16 protein-coding genes are annotated in these 16,423 nt (G+C 69.2%); 13 read left to right on the top strand and 3 right to left on the bottom strand.

From position 1 onward, the window contains the following. Nucleotides 1-2 precede the first annotated feature (2 nt). The 6 genes from EZ216_RS03370 to EZ216_RS03395 all read left to right on the top strand — a co-directional run bounded on the left by EZ216_RS03370 (nt 3) and on the right by EZ216_RS03395 (nt 5,292). The gene (locus EZ216_RS03370; protein ID WP_135248152.1) at nt 3-212 is read left to right on the top strand and encodes a hypothetical protein; all 210 of its coding nucleotides are present in this window, start codon (nt 3-5) and stop codon (nt 210-212) included. Nucleotides 213-355: 143 nt separating this feature from the next. Next, nucleotides 356-1,147, top strand: a complete 792-nt coding sequence (locus EZ216_RS03375) for an SDR family oxidoreductase (RefSeq protein WP_135248153.1) — start codon at nt 356-358, stop codon at nt 1,145-1,147. After that, nucleotides 1,147-1,584: a PaaI family thioesterase gene (locus EZ216_RS03380; RefSeq protein ID WP_135248154.1), complete on the top strand. Its 438-nt coding sequence runs from the start codon at nt 1,147-1,149 to the stop codon at nt 1,582-1,584. Before EZ216_RS03375 ends, EZ216_RS03380 begins: the two co-directional genes overlap by 1 nt. Before the next feature lie 16 nt (nt 1,585-1,600). Continuing rightward, nucleotides 1,601-2,617, top strand: coding sequence for an NADP-dependent oxidoreductase (locus EZ216_RS03385; RefSeq protein ID WP_135248155.1), 1,017 nt, complete (start codon nt 1,601-1,603; stop codon nt 2,615-2,617). 4 nt (nt 2,618-2,621) lie between these two features. Beyond that, the gene (locus EZ216_RS03390; protein WP_135248156.1) at nt 2,622-3,668 is read left to right on the top strand and encodes a fatty acid desaturase family protein; all 1,047 of its coding nucleotides are present in this window, start codon (nt 2,622-2,624) and stop codon (nt 3,666-3,668) included. Continuing rightward, on the top strand, nt 3,652-5,292 hold the full coding sequence (locus tag EZ216_RS03395; RefSeq protein WP_135248157.1) for an isovaleryl-CoA dehydrogenase: 1,641 nt from the start codon (nt 3,652-3,654) through the stop codon (nt 5,290-5,292). Before EZ216_RS03390 ends, EZ216_RS03395 begins: the two co-directional genes overlap by 17 nt. A 9-nt stretch (nt 5,293-5,301) precedes the next feature. Here the strand turns inward: EZ216_RS03395 and EZ216_RS03400 are convergent, their stop codons facing one another. Next, the gene (locus tag EZ216_RS03400; RefSeq protein WP_239024260.1) at nt 5,302-6,528 is read right to left on the bottom strand and encodes a hypothetical protein; all 1,227 of its coding nucleotides are present in this window, start codon (nt 6,526-6,528) and stop codon (nt 5,302-5,304) included. Nucleotides 6,529-6,643: 115 nt separating this feature from the next. On the opposite strand from EZ216_RS03400, the gene EZ216_RS03405 reads away from it, so the two are divergent. The 3 genes from EZ216_RS03405 to EZ216_RS03415 are packed head-to-tail and all read left to right on the top strand — an operon-like array spanning nt 6,644 to nt 9,048. Further along, the gene (locus tag EZ216_RS03405) at nt 6,644-7,594 is read left to right on the top strand and encodes a glutathione S-transferase family protein (protein WP_135248158.1); all 951 of its coding nucleotides are present in this window, start codon (nt 6,644-6,646) and stop codon (nt 7,592-7,594) included. Continuing rightward, nucleotides 7,591-8,496, top strand: a complete 906-nt coding sequence (locus EZ216_RS03410; protein WP_135248159.1) for an SDR family oxidoreductase — start codon at nt 7,591-7,593, stop codon at nt 8,494-8,496. Before EZ216_RS03405 ends, EZ216_RS03410 begins: the two co-directional genes overlap by 4 nt. Nucleotides 8,497-8,499: 3 nt before the next feature. Further along, a complete protein-coding gene (locus EZ216_RS03415) occupies nt 8,500-9,048 on the top strand; it encodes a methylated-DNA--[protein]-cysteine S-methyltransferase (RefSeq protein ID WP_135248160.1) in 549 nt (182 codons plus the stop codon). Between the two features lie 228 nt (nt 9,049-9,276). On the opposite strand, the gene EZ216_RS03420 is transcribed toward EZ216_RS03415, so the two are convergent. Further along, nucleotides 9,277-9,849, bottom strand: coding sequence for a hypothetical protein (locus EZ216_RS03420; protein ID WP_135248161.1), 573 nt, complete (start codon nt 9,847-9,849; stop codon nt 9,277-9,279). Between the two features lie 143 nt (nt 9,850-9,992). Between EZ216_RS03420 and EZ216_RS03425 the strand changes: the two genes are divergently transcribed. Continuing rightward, nucleotides 9,993-12,314, top strand: a complete 2,322-nt coding sequence (locus tag EZ216_RS03425) for a Tex family protein (protein ID WP_135248162.1) — start codon at nt 9,993-9,995, stop codon at nt 12,312-12,314. Nucleotides 12,315-12,321: 7 nt separating this feature from the next. Beyond that, the gene (locus tag EZ216_RS03430; protein ID WP_239024261.1) at nt 12,322-13,413 is read left to right on the top strand and encodes a patatin-like phospholipase family protein; all 1,092 of its coding nucleotides are present in this window, start codon (nt 12,322-12,324) and stop codon (nt 13,411-13,413) included. A 1-nt stretch (nt 13,414) separates the two neighbouring features. Here the strand turns inward: EZ216_RS03430 and gbd are convergent, their stop codons facing one another. Continuing rightward, on the bottom strand, nt 13,415-14,551 hold the full coding sequence (gene gbd, locus EZ216_RS03435) for a 4-hydroxybutyrate dehydrogenase (RefSeq protein ID WP_135248164.1): 1,137 nt from the start codon (nt 14,549-14,551) through the stop codon (nt 13,415-13,417). 17 nt (nt 14,552-14,568) lie between these two features. Between gbd and EZ216_RS03440 the strand changes: the two genes are divergently transcribed. Together EZ216_RS03440 and EZ216_RS03445 are read left to right on the top strand one after the other, a co-directional pair. Next, the gene (locus EZ216_RS03440) at nt 14,569-15,552 is read left to right on the top strand and encodes an alpha/beta hydrolase (RefSeq protein WP_439126708.1); all 984 of its coding nucleotides are present in this window, start codon (nt 14,569-14,571) and stop codon (nt 15,550-15,552) included. Continuing rightward, on the top strand, nt 15,549-16,421 hold the full coding sequence (locus EZ216_RS03445) for a YbgC/FadM family acyl-CoA thioesterase (RefSeq protein WP_135248165.1): 873 nt from the start codon (nt 15,549-15,551) through the stop codon (nt 16,419-16,421). The genes EZ216_RS03440 and EZ216_RS03445 overlap by 4 nt, the downstream gene beginning before the upstream one ends. Nucleotides 16,422-16,423 lie beyond the last annotated feature (2 nt).

The raw sequence follows: 16,423 nt of genomic DNA on the forward strand, positions 1-16,423 counted from the left end.
CCATGGCCTCGGCCCGCACGCTGGCGTGGCTGGACCGGCTCGTCTGGATCCTGGTCTATGCTGGCTGCATCGCGCTGATCCTCGGCGTTGCCACGCATGGCGCGCACCTGGTGGCCGGCTGGTCGCTGGGCGTGCTCGGCGGCGTGGCCATCGCGGCGGGCATCGTGCTCATCGTCATCCGCGCGCGGCTTTCGCCTCCACCACGCAAATGACCTGACCGCCGCCGGTCGCAAGAGTGGCGCGGCGGCAGCGCGGCCAGCCCCGCGCCACCGTCCCGTTGAGCTGTCACTGGCGGAGCAGGCGCCGCCCGCGAAGTTGGGCATGATTGGCGATTCCACAGCTTTTCGTTTCCGCCATGACCCGCACCGTCCCCCAGCTCTTCGACCTCACCGGCAAGGTGGCCCTGGTCACCGGCGGTTCGCGCGGGCTGGGCCTGCAGTTCGCGCATGCGCTGGGCGAGGCCGGGGCGCGCATCATGCTCACTTCGCGCAAGGCGGGCGACCTGGAGGAAGCCGTGGCCGAACTGCAGGCGGCCGGCATCGACGCGCGCTGGATCGCGGCCGACGCGTCGAAAGAGGAAGACCTTCGGCGCTTGGGGGACGAGACGCTGCAGCGCATGGGCGACGTCCACATCCTGGTGAACAACGCCGGCGCCGCCTGGGGCGCGCCCGCCGAGGACCACCCGGTGGAAGCGTGGGACAAGCTGATGAACCTGAACGTGCGCGGCTATTTCATCCTCAGCCAGCACCTGGCGAAGAAGTCGATGATCCCGAACCGGTACGGCCGCATCATCAACATCGCGTCCATCGCCGGCCTGGGCGGCAATCCGCCGGAGATGCAGACCCTGGCCTACAACACGTCCAAGGGCGCCGTCATCAACTTCACCCGCGCGCTCGGCTGCGAGTGGGGCCGCTACGGCATCACCGTCAACGCCATCTGCCCGGGCTTCTTTCCCAGCAAGATGACCAAGGGCACGCTGGAGCGCCTGGGCGAGGACGAACTCGCCTCGCATGCGCCGCTGCGCCGCCTGGGCGACGACGAAGACCTGAAGGGCACCTGCGTGCTCTTCGCATCCGATGCCGGCAAGCACATCACCGGCCAGTGGCTGGCGGTGGACGGCGGCGTCAGCGTGGTGACGGGGGGCTGATGGACGACCACACCTTCGGCGTCGCCATCCCTTTCGTGCAGCACCTGGGGTTCCGGCTGCTGCGGATGGAGGGCGGCGAATCGACGCTCGAGTACGAAGCCCGGCCCGAGCACCTCAACTCCTTCAGCGTGACGCACGGCGGCGCCGTGATGACGCTGATGGACGTGACGATGGCGGTGGCGGCGCGCAGCCTGGAAAAGGAAATGGGCGTGGTCACCATCGAGATGAAGACCACCTTCATGCAGCCTTGCCGCGGCCTGCTGCAGGGGCGGGGGCGGCTGATGCACCGCACCGCCACGATGGCGTTCACCGAAGCCACCATCGTCGACGCGCAGGGCCGCGCCTGCGCCCATGCCACCGGCACCTTCAAGTACGTGCCGCGGCTGCCCATCGGGCCCAAGGGCACCAAGCAGCTGAACGTGATCTCGACCGACTGAACACCAGGAGACAGCCATGCCGAAGAACCGCCAGATCGTGCTGGACAGCCGCCCGCAGGGCGAGGCCAGCGCCGCCAACTTCAAGCTGCTCACCACCGACACGCCCGCGCTGGCCGATGGCCAGGTGCTGGTGCGCCACCACTACCTGAGCCTGGACCCGTACATGCGCGGGCGCATGAACGAGGGCAAGAGCTACGCGCAGCCGCAGCCGCTGGGGCAGGTGATGATCGGCGGCACGGTCGGCGAGGTCGCCGAGAGCCGCAATCCCAAATACGCTGCCGGCGACAAGGTGGTGGGCATGGGCGGCTGGCAGGAATACAGCGTGGTCGACGGCAACCAGCCGGGCGCGCTGCGCAAGGTGTCGACATCGCAGGTGCCGCTGTCGCACTACCTGGGCGCGGTGGGCATGCCCGGCGTCACCGCCTGGTATGGGCTGGTGAAGATCATCGAACCCAAGGCGGGGCAGACCGTGGTGGTCAGCGCGGCCAGCGGCGCGGTGGGCAGCGCGGTTGGCGTGCTGGCCAAGAAGCGCGGCGCGCGCGCCGTGGGCGTGGCGGGCGGCGCGGAGAAGTGCCGCTACGTGACCGAGGAGCTCGGCTTCGACGCGTGCATCGACTACAAGCAGCACAAGGACGCGCAGTCGCTGTCGCAGGCGCTGAAGGAAGCCTGCCCCGGCGGCGTCGACGGCTACTTCGAGAACGTCGGCGGCATCGTGCTGGACGCGGTGCTGCTGCGCGCCAACTCGTTCGCGCGCATCGCCATGTGCGGGATGATCTCCGGCTACGACGGCAAGCCCATCCCGATGCAGTACCCGCAGCTGATCCTCACCAACCGCATGCGCATCGAAGGCTTCATCGTCAGCGAGCACATGGAGGTGTGGCCCGAGGCACTGGCCGAACTGGGCCAGCTGGTGGGCAGCGGCGAGCTGAAGCCGCGCGAGTCGGTGGCGCAAGGGCTGGAATCGGCGCCCGAAGCCTTCATGGGCCTGCTGCGCGGCCGCAACTTCGGCAAGCAGCTGGTCAAGCTGGTCTGACGCCATGCAGGCGCGCGCCGGCGAGGAATTCCGCGAAGACCTGCGGCGCCCCGGCGCCCGCAACGCCGAGGCGCGCCGCATCCTCACGCCGGCCGAGCTGGCGCCGCTGACGCAGCTGTCGTCGTGGCGCTCTTCGCTGGCCATCGCGCAGACGCTGGGGCTGATCGCGGCCGCCATCGCATTGGCCGTGTTGACGTGGCCGAGCCCGTGGTTGCTGGTGTCCATCGTCGCCATCGGCATCGCGCAGCACGGCCTGTTCATCCTGGCGCACGAGGCCGCGCATTACCGGCTGTTCGCCAACCGCGAGGCGAACGACTGGGTGGGTCGCGCGCTCGGCATGTCGGGCGGCTTGTCGATGTGCACCTACCGCGTCACGCACCGGCTGCACCACAACAACCTGTACACCGAAGAAGACCCGGATACGGCCATCCACGGCGGCTATCCGCGCGGGCAAGGCTACCTGCTGAACAAGCTGGCGCGCGACCTGGTGGGGCTGAATGCCTGGAAGACGTTCGCGTATTTCTTCGGCGCGCCGGCGATCAACGCCGACACCAACCGCGAGATACGCCCGCTGGACGACACCTCGCCGGAGCTGCGCGCCGCGGCACGGGCCGATCGCGTGTGGGTCGTCGCGTTCCACGCAGCTGCACCTCTCATCGCTCTTGCCGTAGGCGGATGGCACGGCCTGCTGCTGTACGCAGTGCTGTGGCTGGTGCCGCTGGTCACCGTGCTGCAGCCCATCCTGCGGCTGCGCGCCATCTGCGAGCACGGCGCGGCCGAAGACCTGAGCTCGCCGCTCACCGCCGCGCGCACCAATCGCACCACCGGTAGCGCCGGCAATCTGCTGGCGCGTGTGTTCCTGTTCCCGCACCACGTGAACTACCACGTGGAGCATCACCTGTACCCGGCGGTGCCGCACTACCACCTGCCCGCGCTCCACCGTCTGCTGCTGCAGAAGGGCGCGCTGCAATCCGCCGAGGTCCGCGATTTCGCCGAGACGTGGCGCCGGGTGTTCGCACCGAGGAGGAGCAGTCGTGCCGCAAACGCATGAAGTGTTCAACCAGCCGGCGCCGCTGGCCGGCTACGACCTGTTCGCAGGCAACGCCGCGCTGCGTGACGCGCTGAAGTTCAACGCGCCGCAGCTGGACACCGCGCCGTTGGCCGCGCTGGGAGCGAAGCTGGGCATGCAGGAGATGCAGCAGCACGCACGGCTGGCCAACATCCACAAGCCGCAGCTGCACACGCACGACCGCTTCGGCCGCCGCGTCGACCAGGTGGAGTTCCATCCCAGCTACCACGCGCTGATGCAGGCGGCGGTGGAAGCCGGCCTGCACGGCACGCCGTGGGCGGGCGAGGGCGCATCGCCGCACGTGCTGCGCGCCGCCGGCTTCATGCTCTTCACCGAGCTGGAGCCTTCCGTGTTGTGCCCCATCTCCATGACCTACGCGGTCACGCCCGCGCTGCGCGGCAACCCGGGCATCCACCACGACTGGAGCACCAAGCTCACCAGCCGCGCCTACGACCCGCAGCTGCGCGTGTGGCGCGAGAAGCCCGGCGTGACCATGGGCATGGGCATGACCGAGAAGCAGGGCGGCTCGGACGTGCGGGCCAACACCACGCGCGCCGAACCCGACGGCGAGGACAGCTGGGGCAAGCGGCTGCGCGTCACGGGCCACAAGTGGTTCTTCTCGGCGCCGATGTGCGACGCCTTCCTCATCCTGGCGCAGACCACGTCCGGGTTGTCGTGCCTGTTCCTGCCGCGCGTGCTGCCCGACGGATCGCTCAACGCCATCCGCATCCAGCGCCTGAAAGACAAGCTGGGCAACCACGCCAACGCCAGTTCCGAAGTGGAATTCGAGAACGCCACCGCGTGGCTGGTGGGCGAGGAAGGCCGGGGCGTGCCGCAGATCCTGGAGATGGGCACCATGACCCGCCTGGACTGCGCGCTGGGCACCAGCGGGCTGATGCGCCAGGCGCTGGCGCTGGCGCTGAACCACACCTCGCAGCGCAAGGCTTTCGGCAAGACGCTGATCGAGCAGCCGCTGATGCGCAACGTGCTGGCGGACCTGGCTTTGGAAAGCGAGGCGGCCACGGCGCTGGCCATCCGCCTGGCACGCGCGTTCGACCGCCGCGGCGACGGGCACGAAGCCGTGATGGCGCGCCTGCTCACGCCGGTGGCCAAGTTCTGGATCTGCAAGCGCGGCAGCCCCTTCGCGCAGGAGGCGATGGAGTGCCTGGGCGGCAACGGCTACGTGGAAGAGGGCGGCGAAGGCGTGATGGCGCGCATCTACCGCGAGATGCCGCTCAACTCGATCTGGGAAGGCGCCGGCAACATCATGGCGCTGGACCTGCTGCGCGCCATCCGAAAGGCCGACGCGGCCGCGGCGCTGGCCCACGAGCTCTCGCCGGTGAAAGGCTCGCATCCCGCGCTGGACCGGCTGGTGGCGGCGCTGCCAACGCGAGTGGAAGAGATGGCCACCGAAGCCGAGGCGCGCCGCCTGGCGCAGGACGTCGCCCTGGCCGTGCAGGCGGCGCTGCTGCTTCAGTCGGCGCCGCCGGCCGTGGCCACCGCGTTCTGCGCGTCGCGCATCGGCGGCGACTGGGGCCAGGCTTTCGGCACGCTGGGCGCCGGCACGGACTTTGACGCCATCATCGCCCGCGCGATGCCGCGCTGACCGCCAAGGTCAGGGCAGCGCTGCGGGGCTGGCGAGATAGGCCTCTGACAGCCGCTTGTACTGGCCGCCGTCGGTGTCGATGCTGGTCTGGCCCGAAGCGCCCCAGCTGAACACCGCGCCCAGGCCGCCCGCCGCCACGAGGTCGGCGGCATGCGTCAGGAAGTACTGCACGCGGTTGTCGCGCCATTGGCCGTTGCTGCCGCCCGGCGTGGCCGAAGGCACGCCCATCGGCGTCTGCCACCACACCAGCGGCAGGCCCACCACGTCATGCATCGTCTTGGCGTCGGCCAGGTGGGTGCGGAAGGCGTTGTCGTCCCAATACCAGCCGCTGCCGGAACGCGTGCAGCCCGCGGCCTGCGCTTCGAAGCAGCCGGCATCGCGGTCCAGCGTTTCCATCGCCACGAAATCGGCGCTCTGTGCACCGACCACGCGCATGAAGCTGGCCACCTGCGCGGCGCTGGAAGCGCCCCAGCGCGAAGGCATGAAGCCGATCGCCGCCTTGGGCGCGTACTGGCGCGCCATCTGCACGATGCAGCCGGCGATGCCCGTGACGTTGTCGGGCTGGTTGGCGCAGTCGGCGTTATCGGTGACACGCGCGGCCATCTGGCGCGGGTCGCCGCCGGGCGCGGCCAGCTGCACGTAGCCCCAGAAGTCGGGCTCCACCACCACGAACGCCGGCTTGTCGTAGATGGCCAGGCGCTGGAACATCAGGCGCACGTTGGCCCAGTACTGCGACATGAAGCTGGCGTCCGTGAGGCCCGCCAGGTTGCCATCGCCGTTGGCCGCCATCTGGTACAGCGTGAACATCGGCACCGCGCCCATCGCATCGGCCTTGGCCGCGTGCACGTTGACGTAGGCGCCGCTGGGGCTGTTCCAGTCCTGCCAGGCACCGCCCCCCAAGCCCGAGAGGTAGGCGTCGTAGATGTCGGGATGCAGGTTCTGCGACTGGATCGAGGCGGTCGGATTGCCGGTGCCGAGTCCCGACAGGAAGCGCTGCGGCTTGCCCATGCGCGCGGCCAGCGCGGCGGCGGAGCTGCTGCCCTGGCTGCCCACCGTGCCGGTGCCGCCGTTGCCGCCACTGGTGCCGGGAAGGCCCAGCACGCTGCTGCCGCTGGCGCTGCTGCCGTCGCCACCTCCACCGCCGCCGCCGCACGCGAACAGCAAGGTGGCGGCGGCCACGGCGGCCGTACGGGCAAAGATCGACGAAAAGCGCTTGCGCGCCTGGAACTGCTTCAAGGGAACCTCCTCGTGTCGCCTGCCGGACAGGCGGTCAACGCTTTTTGGAGGGCGAAGGCTACGTGCGCGACACAGCTCGGCTGTAAGGAGAGGTAGGCCGCCGTACATTACGCGGATGGACGCTGGCCTGATCCTTCATCACTACCCCGAGTCCCCGTTCTCCGAGAAGGTGCGCCTCATCCTTGGGTACAAGCAGTTGCCCTGGTCATCGGTGCGCGTGCCGCCCGTGCAGCCCAAGCCCGACGTGGTGGCGCTCACCGGCGGTTACCGAAGAACACCTTTCCTGCAGGTTGGTGCGGATGTTTACTGCGACACGGCCCTGATCGCCGATGTCCTGGAACACGTCAAGCCCGAGCCGACGCTGTACCCGCCGCACCTCAAAGGCGTGGCGCGCGTGTTCTCGCAGTGGGCCGACAGCACGCTGTTCTGGGCCGCGATGACCTACAGCATCCAGCCGAAGTCGGGCGGCACGGTGTTCTCGGACGAGGCGCAGGCCCAGGCGTTCATCGCCGACCGCAAGGCGATGCGGACCAACATGACCCAGCTGCGCGTGGGCGACGCCACCTCGGCTTATCGCTCTTACTTGCGGCGCATCGCGAACATGGCCGACGAGCACGACTTCCTGTTCGGCGCCGAGCCCTGCATCGCCGACTTCGCCGCCTACCACCCCCTGTGGTTCACGCGCGTTCGCGCGCCCGCGATGGCCGGCATCCTGCAGCCGACGCCCTCGCTGCTGGAGTGGATGCAGCGCATGGACGCGCTGGGCCACGGCCTGCACGAGAGGATGTCGGCGGCCGAAGCCATCGAAATGGCCGCCAAGGTCGAGCCCAAGCCGCCGGGCCAGAACCTGCTGGTGGACAGCGCCTTCCAGGACGACCACGGCATCCCGCTGGGCACGCGGGTGACCATCGCGGCCGAAGCTTTCGGGCCCGAGGCCACCGAAGGCGAGCTCATGGCCGCCACCCGCACCCACTACACGCTGCGCCGCACCGACCCGCGCGCCGGCGCGGTGCACGTCCATTTCCCCCGCATCGGGTACGTATTGAGAAAGGCCGAATCCGCATGATCACCGACTTCAAGGGCAAGACCGCCGTTCTCACCGGCGCGGGCTCGGGCTTCGGCCTGGAGTGCGCGCGCATCGGCGCGCGCCTGGGCATGAACCTGGTGCTGGTGGACGTGCAGCAGGACGCGCTGGACCAGGCGAAGGCCGAGATGGAGAAGGCCGGCGCGCAGGTGCTGGCGCAACGCGTTGACGTGTCCAAGGCCGTCGAGATGGAGGCCCTGGCCGCCGCGGTGAAGCAGCGTTTCGGCGCGCCCAACTTCGTGTTCAACAACGCCGGCGTCGGCGCGGGCGGGCTGGTGTGGGAGAACAGCATCGCCGACTGGGAATGGGTGCTGGGCGTCAATGTCTGGGGCGTGGTGCACGGCGTGCGCGTGTTCACGCCCATGATGCTGGAAGCGGCCAACGCCGACCCGCAGTGGCAGGGCCACATCGTCAACACGGCCAGCATGGCGGGCCTGCTGACGCCGCCGAACATGGGCATCTACAACGTGAGCAAGCACGCGGTGGTGTCGCTCACCGAGACGCTGTACCAGGACCTGCGCCTGGTCACCGACCAGATCGGCGCCAGCGTGCTGTGCCCGTATTTCGTGCCGACGGGCATCAATCGCAGCGAGCGCAATCGCCCCGGCGAGCTGGCGGCGGAGAAGCCAACCAAGAGCCAGATGATCGGGCAGGCGATGAGTGACAAGGCCGTGGGCTCGGGCAAGGTGACGGCGGCCGAAGTCGCGCAGAAGGTGTTCGATGCCATCGCCGCCGACCAGTTCTACGTGTTCAGCCACCCCAAGGCGCTGGGCAACGTGAAGAGCCGCATGGAAGCGATCGTCGAGATCCGCAATCCGCCGGACCCCTTCCTGGAGCGGCCGGAAGTGGGCCAGCAGCTTCGCGCCGCGCTGCGCCAGGCCTGAGCCATGGCCGCGGCGGTCGGTTGCTCCCTGTTCGACACGGCCATCGGCCGCTGCGGCATCGCGTGGACGGCCGATGGCGTGATCCAGGGTGTGCTGCTGCCCGATGGCGACGATGCGCGCACGCTGGCTCGACTGCGTCGGCGCAGTGGGGACGTGCCTGTCGATGCGCCGCCATCCGGCGTGCAGGCGGTGATCGCGCGGTTGCAGCGGTTGCTGGAGGGGGATCGTGACACGCTGGCGGATGTCCCGCTCGATTACGAGGGCGTGCCGCCGTTCAACCAGCGCGTCTATGAAGCGGCGCGGGCGATTCCGCCGGGTCAAGTGAAGACGTATGGCGAGCTCGCGCGGGAGCTGGGGGATGTCGGCGCTTCGCGTGCCGTGGGGCAGGCGTTGGGGCACAACCCGTTCGCGCCGCTGATCCCGTGTCATCGCATCCTCGCGGCGAATGGGGCGAGTGGCGGGTTTTCTGCCGATGGTGGGGTGCGGACGAAGCTGAAGATTCTGGAGATCGAGCGGGCTGTGTTGGGGGATGGGCCGGGGTTGTTCGACTAGGTTTTTTCGGCGTGGGCGGCGAAGGCCGCGCTGGGACCAGCGTGCGGGTTCGAAGAAGACATTTCACCTGCAGCGCGCGGCCCCTCAACGGCGTCATTCCCGCGAAGGCGGGAATCCATGGCTTCCACTGCGGCCGTTGAATGCGGACGCCATGGATTCCCGCCTTCGCGGGAATGACGCCATTGGAACCCGCACACTGGTTCCACGCGCTTCGGTCAACGCGAAGAATCAAACCCTCTCCCGCCCCGGCGGCACATGAACCGGTCGGCTGTCCACCGTGCTCGGCTCGATCCGCGTCGCCATCGGCTCGCGTTCAACCGCAGCCACCGGTCCACGCCCATCCAGCCGCCGCTCCATTTCCGAGATGCGCGAGGTGAGCAGGTGGTACATCTGCTCCAGCTGGTTGCGCAGCTCGCGCTGGTGCTGCGCCATCGTGCGTTCCATCTCGGTGTGGCCGATGGACTCGCGCTGGCGCATTTCGCGCAGGTGGCCGTCCAGCAGGCCGCGCAGGTCGGTGAAGCGCGAAGCCTCGGCCTTTTCGGCGAGATCGCGCTGCGCGTTCAACGCGCGCGCGTGATGGCGCGATTCCACCAGGCTCTGGGTGCGCATGGTGGCGGCGGTGGCCAGGAACACCAGCAGGGTGAGGCCCAGCAGCGTCAGCAGGATCAGCCCGAGCGGCGCCTCGGCCTGCACCACGCCGAAGTTCAGGAGCGAAGTGTGGTTGATCTCGCCCCAGTTCTGCGCCGCGAAGCCCGCGACAACCAGGATGGCGAGCACCAGGATCAGCATTCGTGCGCGCATGTTCGACTCTCCGGAAAAAGCAAGGGGATGTTGGAAAGATTCTTGGAAACGTCAGGTTCTTCCGCTGTCAGCCCACGCCGCCAATTGCTGTGCGTGCGCTATGGCAAACTCGCGCGCTTTCCCTCTGAAGCACAGCAGTTTTGATGGACAAGATCACCCGGCAGATCGCGGCGGAAATCAAGGTGGCCGAGCAGCAGGTGAGGGCGGCGGTCGAGCTGCTCGACGGGGGCGCCACGGTGCCCTTCATCGCCCGCTACCGCAAGGAAGCCACCGGCGGCCTGGACGACGTGCAGCTGCGTGAGCTGCAATTCCGGCTGGGGTACCTGCGCGAACTGGAAGAGCGGCGGACCGCCGTCATCCGCAGCGTCGAGGAGCAGGGCAAGCTCACGCCCGAGCTGCGCGCCGCGTTCGAGGCGGCCCCGACCAAGCAGGAACTGGAAGACCTGTACCTGCCGTACAAGCAGAAGCGCCGCACCAAAGGCCAGATCGCGCGCGAATTCGGCATCGAGCCGCTGGCCGACAAGCTGTTCGGCGACCCCACGCTCGACCCCGCCGCGCAGGCGCAAGCGTTCGTCAAGGCCGAGAAGGGCGAGGGCGGCGAAGACTTCACCACCGTGGCCGCTGTGCTGGACGGCGTGCGCGACATCCTGTCCGAGCGTTGGGCGGAAGATCCGGCCATCGTGCAGAACCTGCGCGAATGGCTGTGGCAGGAAGGCCTGTTCCGCTCCAAGCTCGCCGCCGGCAAGGACGAGAACCACCCCGACGTCGCCAAGTTCCGCGACTACTTCGAATACGACGAGCCGATCGGCCGCGTGCCTTCGCACCGCGCGCTGGCGGTGTTCCGCGGCCGGCAGCTGGAGATCCTGGACGCCAAGCTGGCGCTGCCGCAGGAGCCGGAGCCGGGCCAGCCTTCCATCGCCGAAGGCCGCATCGCGGTGCAGCTGGGCTGGAGCCATTCGAAGCGCCCGGCCGACGACCTGCTGCGCAAGTGCGTGGCCTGGACCTGGCGCGTGAAGCTGTCGCTGTCGCTGGAACGTGACCTGTTCGCGCGGCTGCGCGAGGACGCGGAGAAGGTGGCGATCAAGGTGTTCGCCGACAACGTGCGCGACCTGCTGCTGGCCGCGCCCGCCGGCCCGAAGGTGGTGATGGGGCTGGACCCCGGCATCCGCACCGGCGTGAAAGTGGCGGTGGTCGATGCGACGGGCAAGCTGGTGGCGACGTCCACCGTGTACCCGCACGAGCCGCGCCGCGACTGGGAAGGCTCGCTGCACACGCTGGAAAAGCTGTGCCGGCAGCATGGCGTGCAGCTGGTGGCCATCGGCAACGGCACCGCCAGCCGCGAAACCGACAAGCTGGCGGCCGACCTGGCCAAGCGCTTCGAAGGGCTGCAGCGCGTGGTGGTCAGCGAGGCCGGCGCTTCGGTGTATTCGGCGAGCGAGTTCGCGTCGCAGGAGATGCCCGACGTGGACGTCAGCCTGCGCGGCGCGGCCAGCATCGCGCGGCGGCTGCAGGACCCGCTGGCGGAACTGGTGAAGATCGATCCCAAGTCCATCGGCGTGGGCCAGTACCAGCACGACGTCAACCAGACCGAGCTGGCGCGCTCGCTCGACGCGGTGGTCGAGGACTGCGTGAACTCGGTGGGCGTGGACCTCAACACGGCCAGCGTGCCGCTGCTCACGCGCGTGTCCGGCCTGTCGTCCTCGGTGGCGAAAGCCGTGGTGCGCTGGCGCGAAGCCAACGGTGCCTTCCGCAGCCGCCGGCAGTTGCTGGAAGTCAGCGGCCTGGGTGCCAAGACGTTCGAGCAGAGCGCCGGCTTCCTGCGCATCCGCGAAGGCGACAACCCGCTGGACATGACGGGCGTGCACCCGGAGACTTATCCGGTGGTGGAAAAGATGATCGAGAAGACCGGCAAGCCGGTGGCCGAGCTGATGGGACGCGCCGAGATGCTGCGCACGCTCAAGCCCGAGCTGTTCGCCAACGAGCAGGTCGGCGTCATCACGGTGCGCGACATCCTGGGCGAGCTGGAAAAGCCCGGCCGCGACCCGCGCCCGGACTTCAAGGTGGCGCGCTTCAACGACGGCGTGGAAGACATCGCCGACCTGCGGCCGGACATGGTGCTGGAAGGCACGGTGAGCAACGTCGCGCAATTCGGCGCCTTCGTCGACCTGGGCGTGCACCAGGACGGCCTGGTGCACGTCAGCCAGCTGTCCAACCGCTTCGTCAACGACGCGCGCGAGGTCGTGAAGGCCGGCGACATCGTGAAAGTGAAGGTGCTGGAGGTCGACGTGGCCCGCAAGCGCATCAGCCTGACGATGAAGCTGGATGCGAAAGCTGCTCCGCGCCGCGACGGGCCGCGCGACAACAAGTTCGAAAACGCCGGCCGCGGCCAGCGCGCGCCTTCCAACCCGCAGCTGAACACCGCGATGGCCGGCGCGTTCGCCAAGCTGCAGCAACAGCGCAAGTAAGGCAATGGTGCAGCGCGCGCTCCGCCTCTACGCCGGTCCGCGCGCGCGCCGTCACCTGGAGCAGCACGGGCTGCGGCCGCAGGACGTCAGCGTCGTGCCGGGCGCGGCTGGTGGGCCGAAAGGCCTGATCCTCGGCCCGCTGGACCGCTTCCTGTTCGGCGACTTCCTGGCCCGGTCGTCGCAGCCGGTGCACCTGGTCGGCGCGTCCATCGGTGCGTGGCGCCTCGCCACGGCTTGCCTCGACGACGCCGTCGCGATGTTCCAGCGCCTGGAACGCGACTACATCGCGCAGGACTACGAGCTGCCGCCGGGCCGCAAGACACCCACCGCTCGGCACGTGAGCGAGCGGTTCGCGGAGAACCTCTCGGCCTTCTACGGTGGCCGCGTGCGGCAGGTGCTGGACCATCCCCGCTACCGGCTGCACATCGTCACTTCACGCGGGCGGCACCTGCTGTCGCGCGAGCATCGCGTGCGCACGCCGCTGGGCTACCTGGGCGCCTATCTCACCAACGGTGTGTACCGGCCGGCACTGGGCGCGTGGCTGGAACGCGTGGTGTTCTCTTCAGGGCGAGCAACAGAAGCGCTGAGCCTGCCTTTCGACGACCAGGACTTCCGCACGCGCCAGGTGCACCTGACGGAAGCGAACTTCCAGCCCGCGCTGCAGGCCAGTTGCTCCATCCCCTTCGTGCTGCAGGCCATCCACGACATCCCCGGCGCGCCGCCCGGCGCGTACTGGGACGGCGGCATCACCGACTACCACCTGCACCTGAACTATTCGGCCCGGCATCCCGAGGGACTGGTGCTGTACCCGCACTTCCAGAAAGCCATCGTCCCCGGCTGGCTGGACAAGGCGTGGCGGTGGCGGCACGGCGCTACGCCGTTCCTGTCCAACACCATCGTGGTTGCGCCCGATCCGGCGTGGGTGCGAACGCTGCCCAACGGCAAGTTGCCCGACCGCACCGACTTCCCGCGCTATGGCACGGACCTGCAGGCCCGGGTGAAGGTGTGGACGCAGGCCGTGTCGGCCAGCGCGCAACTGGCCGACGAATTCGGCGAGTGGCTGCGAAGGCCCGACCTGTCGCAGGTCGAGGCCCTCTGACTCACATCGATTCGGCGAGCATGCGCTCGTAGTCCTCGGCGCTGGCCAGGCGCGGATTGGTCTTGTGGCAGTGGTCCGCGAGCGCGCCTTCGATGATCTTGCCGAACCAGTCGCGTTGCACGCCCATCTCGGCCAGGCCCTTGGGCAGCCCCAGGCGCGCGTTCATGTCGCGGATGACGCCGGGCAGGTCGGCAGCGGAGCCCGCGCCCATCACGCGCGCCATGCGCTCCAGCCGGTGGTCCTTGCGCACCGACTCGGCTTCGCCATTGAAGCGGATCACTGCCGGCAGGAACATGGCGTTGAGCGTGCCGTGGTGCAGCTGCGGGTTCACGCCGCCCAGGCTGTGGCTGAGGGAGTGGACGCAGCCCAGGCCCTTCTGGAACGCCATCGCGCCCTGCATGGACGCGCTCATGAGATTGGAGCGCGCCTCGCGGTCGCTGCCGTTCCTGGTGGCGCGCTCGATGTTGGCCCAGCCGCGCTCCAGCCCGTCCAGCGCGATGCCGTCGGCCGGCGGGTTGAACGCCGCCGACATGAACGTCTCCATGCAGTGCGCGATGGCGTCCATGCCGGTGGCGGCGGTCAGCTTGGGCGGCAGGCCCAGCGTCAGCTCGGGGTCGCAGATGGCGGTGCGCGGCACCAGGTTCCAGGAATGGAAGCCCAGCTTGCGGTGGTCGTCGACGATGATGATGGCGCCGCGCGCCACTTCGCTGCCCGTGCCGCTGGTGGTGGGCACCGCGATCAGCGGCGCGGCCTTGTCGGTGATGCGCGGCGAGCCGCCTTCGATGGTGGCGTAGTGGGTGAGGGGGCCTTCGTGCGTCGCGGCGATGGCCACACCCTTGGCGCAGTCGATGGCCGAGCCGCCGCCCACGGCGATCAGGCCGTCGCACTTCTGGTCCTTGTATATCTGCACGGCAGCGCGCACCGCGGCTTCCGTCGGGTTGGACGGCGTCTGGTCGAACACGGCGTACGGGATGGAGCCCAGCGCGTCGATGGCTTTCTGCAGCACGCCGGCGGCCTTCACGCCCTGGTCGGTGACGATAAGGGGGCGGGTGATGCCCACGCGCTTGCACTCTTGCGGCAGCAGCTTGACGGCGCCGAAGTCGAACTGGATCTGGGTGACGTAGTAGATGAAGGCCATGGCGGGTCTCTCTTAAGATGCGGCGACACTGTAGCTTGCCGCACCGCTTGACCTACCTCCCGGAATACCCGGAACTCACGCCGAAGATGCGCTCGGTGCTCGAGCGCATGGCGCGCGTGCGCCGCCAGCCCATGCACCTGTTGAGCCCGCAAGCCGCACGGGACGCCTACGAGCACTCGGCCGACGTGCTCGAGGTGCCTTCGCGGCCGCTGGCCGTCGTGCGCGACCTGCAGGTGCCGGCACGCGACGGCGCGCAGTTGCCGGCCCGGCTGTATCGCGCCGGTGAAGAGGCGAGGGGATTGCTCGTGTACTTCCACGGCGGCGGCTTCACCATCGGCAGCGTCAATACGCACGACATCCTGTGCCGCGAACTGGCCGCGCTGGGCCGCTGCACGGTGGTTTCGGTGGGCTACCGGCTGGCGCCGGAGCACCGGTTTCCCACCGCGGCCGACGATGCCTGGGATGCGCTGCAGTGGGTGGCAGCGCAACGCGGCGAACTGGCTAGCGCCGATGCGCCGCTGGCGGTAGCAGGCGACAGCGCGGGCGGCACGCTGGCCGCGGTGTGCGCCCTCCAGGCGCGCGACGCCCGCATCCCGCTGTCACTGCAACTGCTGTTCTACCCGGGCACCGCGCCGCGCCAGGACAGCGCTTCGCACCGCCGCTACGCGCACGGCCTGGTGCTGGAGCAATCGCACATCGACTACTTTTTCGGCCACTACATCGACGTGGACCGGCGCGAGGACTGGCGCTTCGCGCCGCTGCTGGCCGACGACGTGGATGGCGTCGCGCCGGCGTGGGTGGGCCTGGCGGAGTGCGATCCGCTCTTCGACGAAGGCGTGGCCTATGCGGATAAACTGCGGGCCGCCGGCGTGCCCGTCGAGCTGGAAGTCTGGCGCGGCGTCACCCACGAGTTCATCAAGATGGGTCGCGTGCTGCCCGAAGCGCGCGATGCCCACGCGTCCGCGGGCCGCGCCCTCGCCACCGTTTTCCGAGCACCATGAAACGAGCCGAGTTCCGCTTCTTCCACCGCCTGCGCGTGCGCTGGGCCGAGGTGGACATGCAAAAGATCGTCTTCAACGCGCACTACCTGATGTACTTCGACACGGCGGTGGCGGACTACTGGCGCGCGCTGGCGCTGCCGTACGAGGAAGCCATGCACCGGCTGGATGGCGACCTGTACGTGAAGAAGGCGACGGTGGAATTCCACGCGTCCGCGCGCATGGACGACCGGCTGGACGTGGGCATGAAGTGCGCGCGCATCGGCAATTCATCCATGCAGTTCCTGGGCGCCATCTTCCGCGGCGACCAGCTGCTGATCACCTGCGAGCTGGTCTACGTGTTCGCCGACCCGGCCACGCAGACTTCGAAGCCGGTGCCGCAGGCGCTGCGCGACATCCTGAGCGGCTTCGAAGCGGGTGGGCCGGTGCTGCAGGTGCGCACCGGCCCGTGGTCGGAGCTGGGCACCGACGCGGCGGCACTGCGCACGCGCGTGTTCGTCGACGAGCAGCGCATCCCCGCCGAACTGGAGTGGGACGAGGACGACCGCACGGCGCTGCACGCTGTCGCCTACAACCGCCTGGGCCAGGCCGTGGGCACGGGCCGGCTGCTGCAGCCCGAGCCGGGCGTCGCCAAGATCGGCCGCATGGCCGTGCATGAGGTGCTGCGCGGCGAAGGTGTGGGCGCGCGGGTGCTCCACGCACTGCTGTCCGCGGCGCACCAGCGGGGCGATCGCCGCGCGGTGTTGCATGCGCAGCGCAGCGCCGAAGGCTTCTACCAGCGCCTGGGTTTCCAGCCGGAAGGCGAGCCTTTCGAGGAAGCCGGCATCCCGCACATCACGATGGCCGCGCCGCTGCCGCTGGCGGCGCGCTGAGC

Source organism: Ramlibacter humi (assembly GCF_004681975.1).
Taxonomy (GTDB): domain Bacteria; phylum Pseudomonadota; class Gammaproteobacteria; order Burkholderiales; family Burkholderiaceae_C; genus Ramlibacter; species Ramlibacter humi.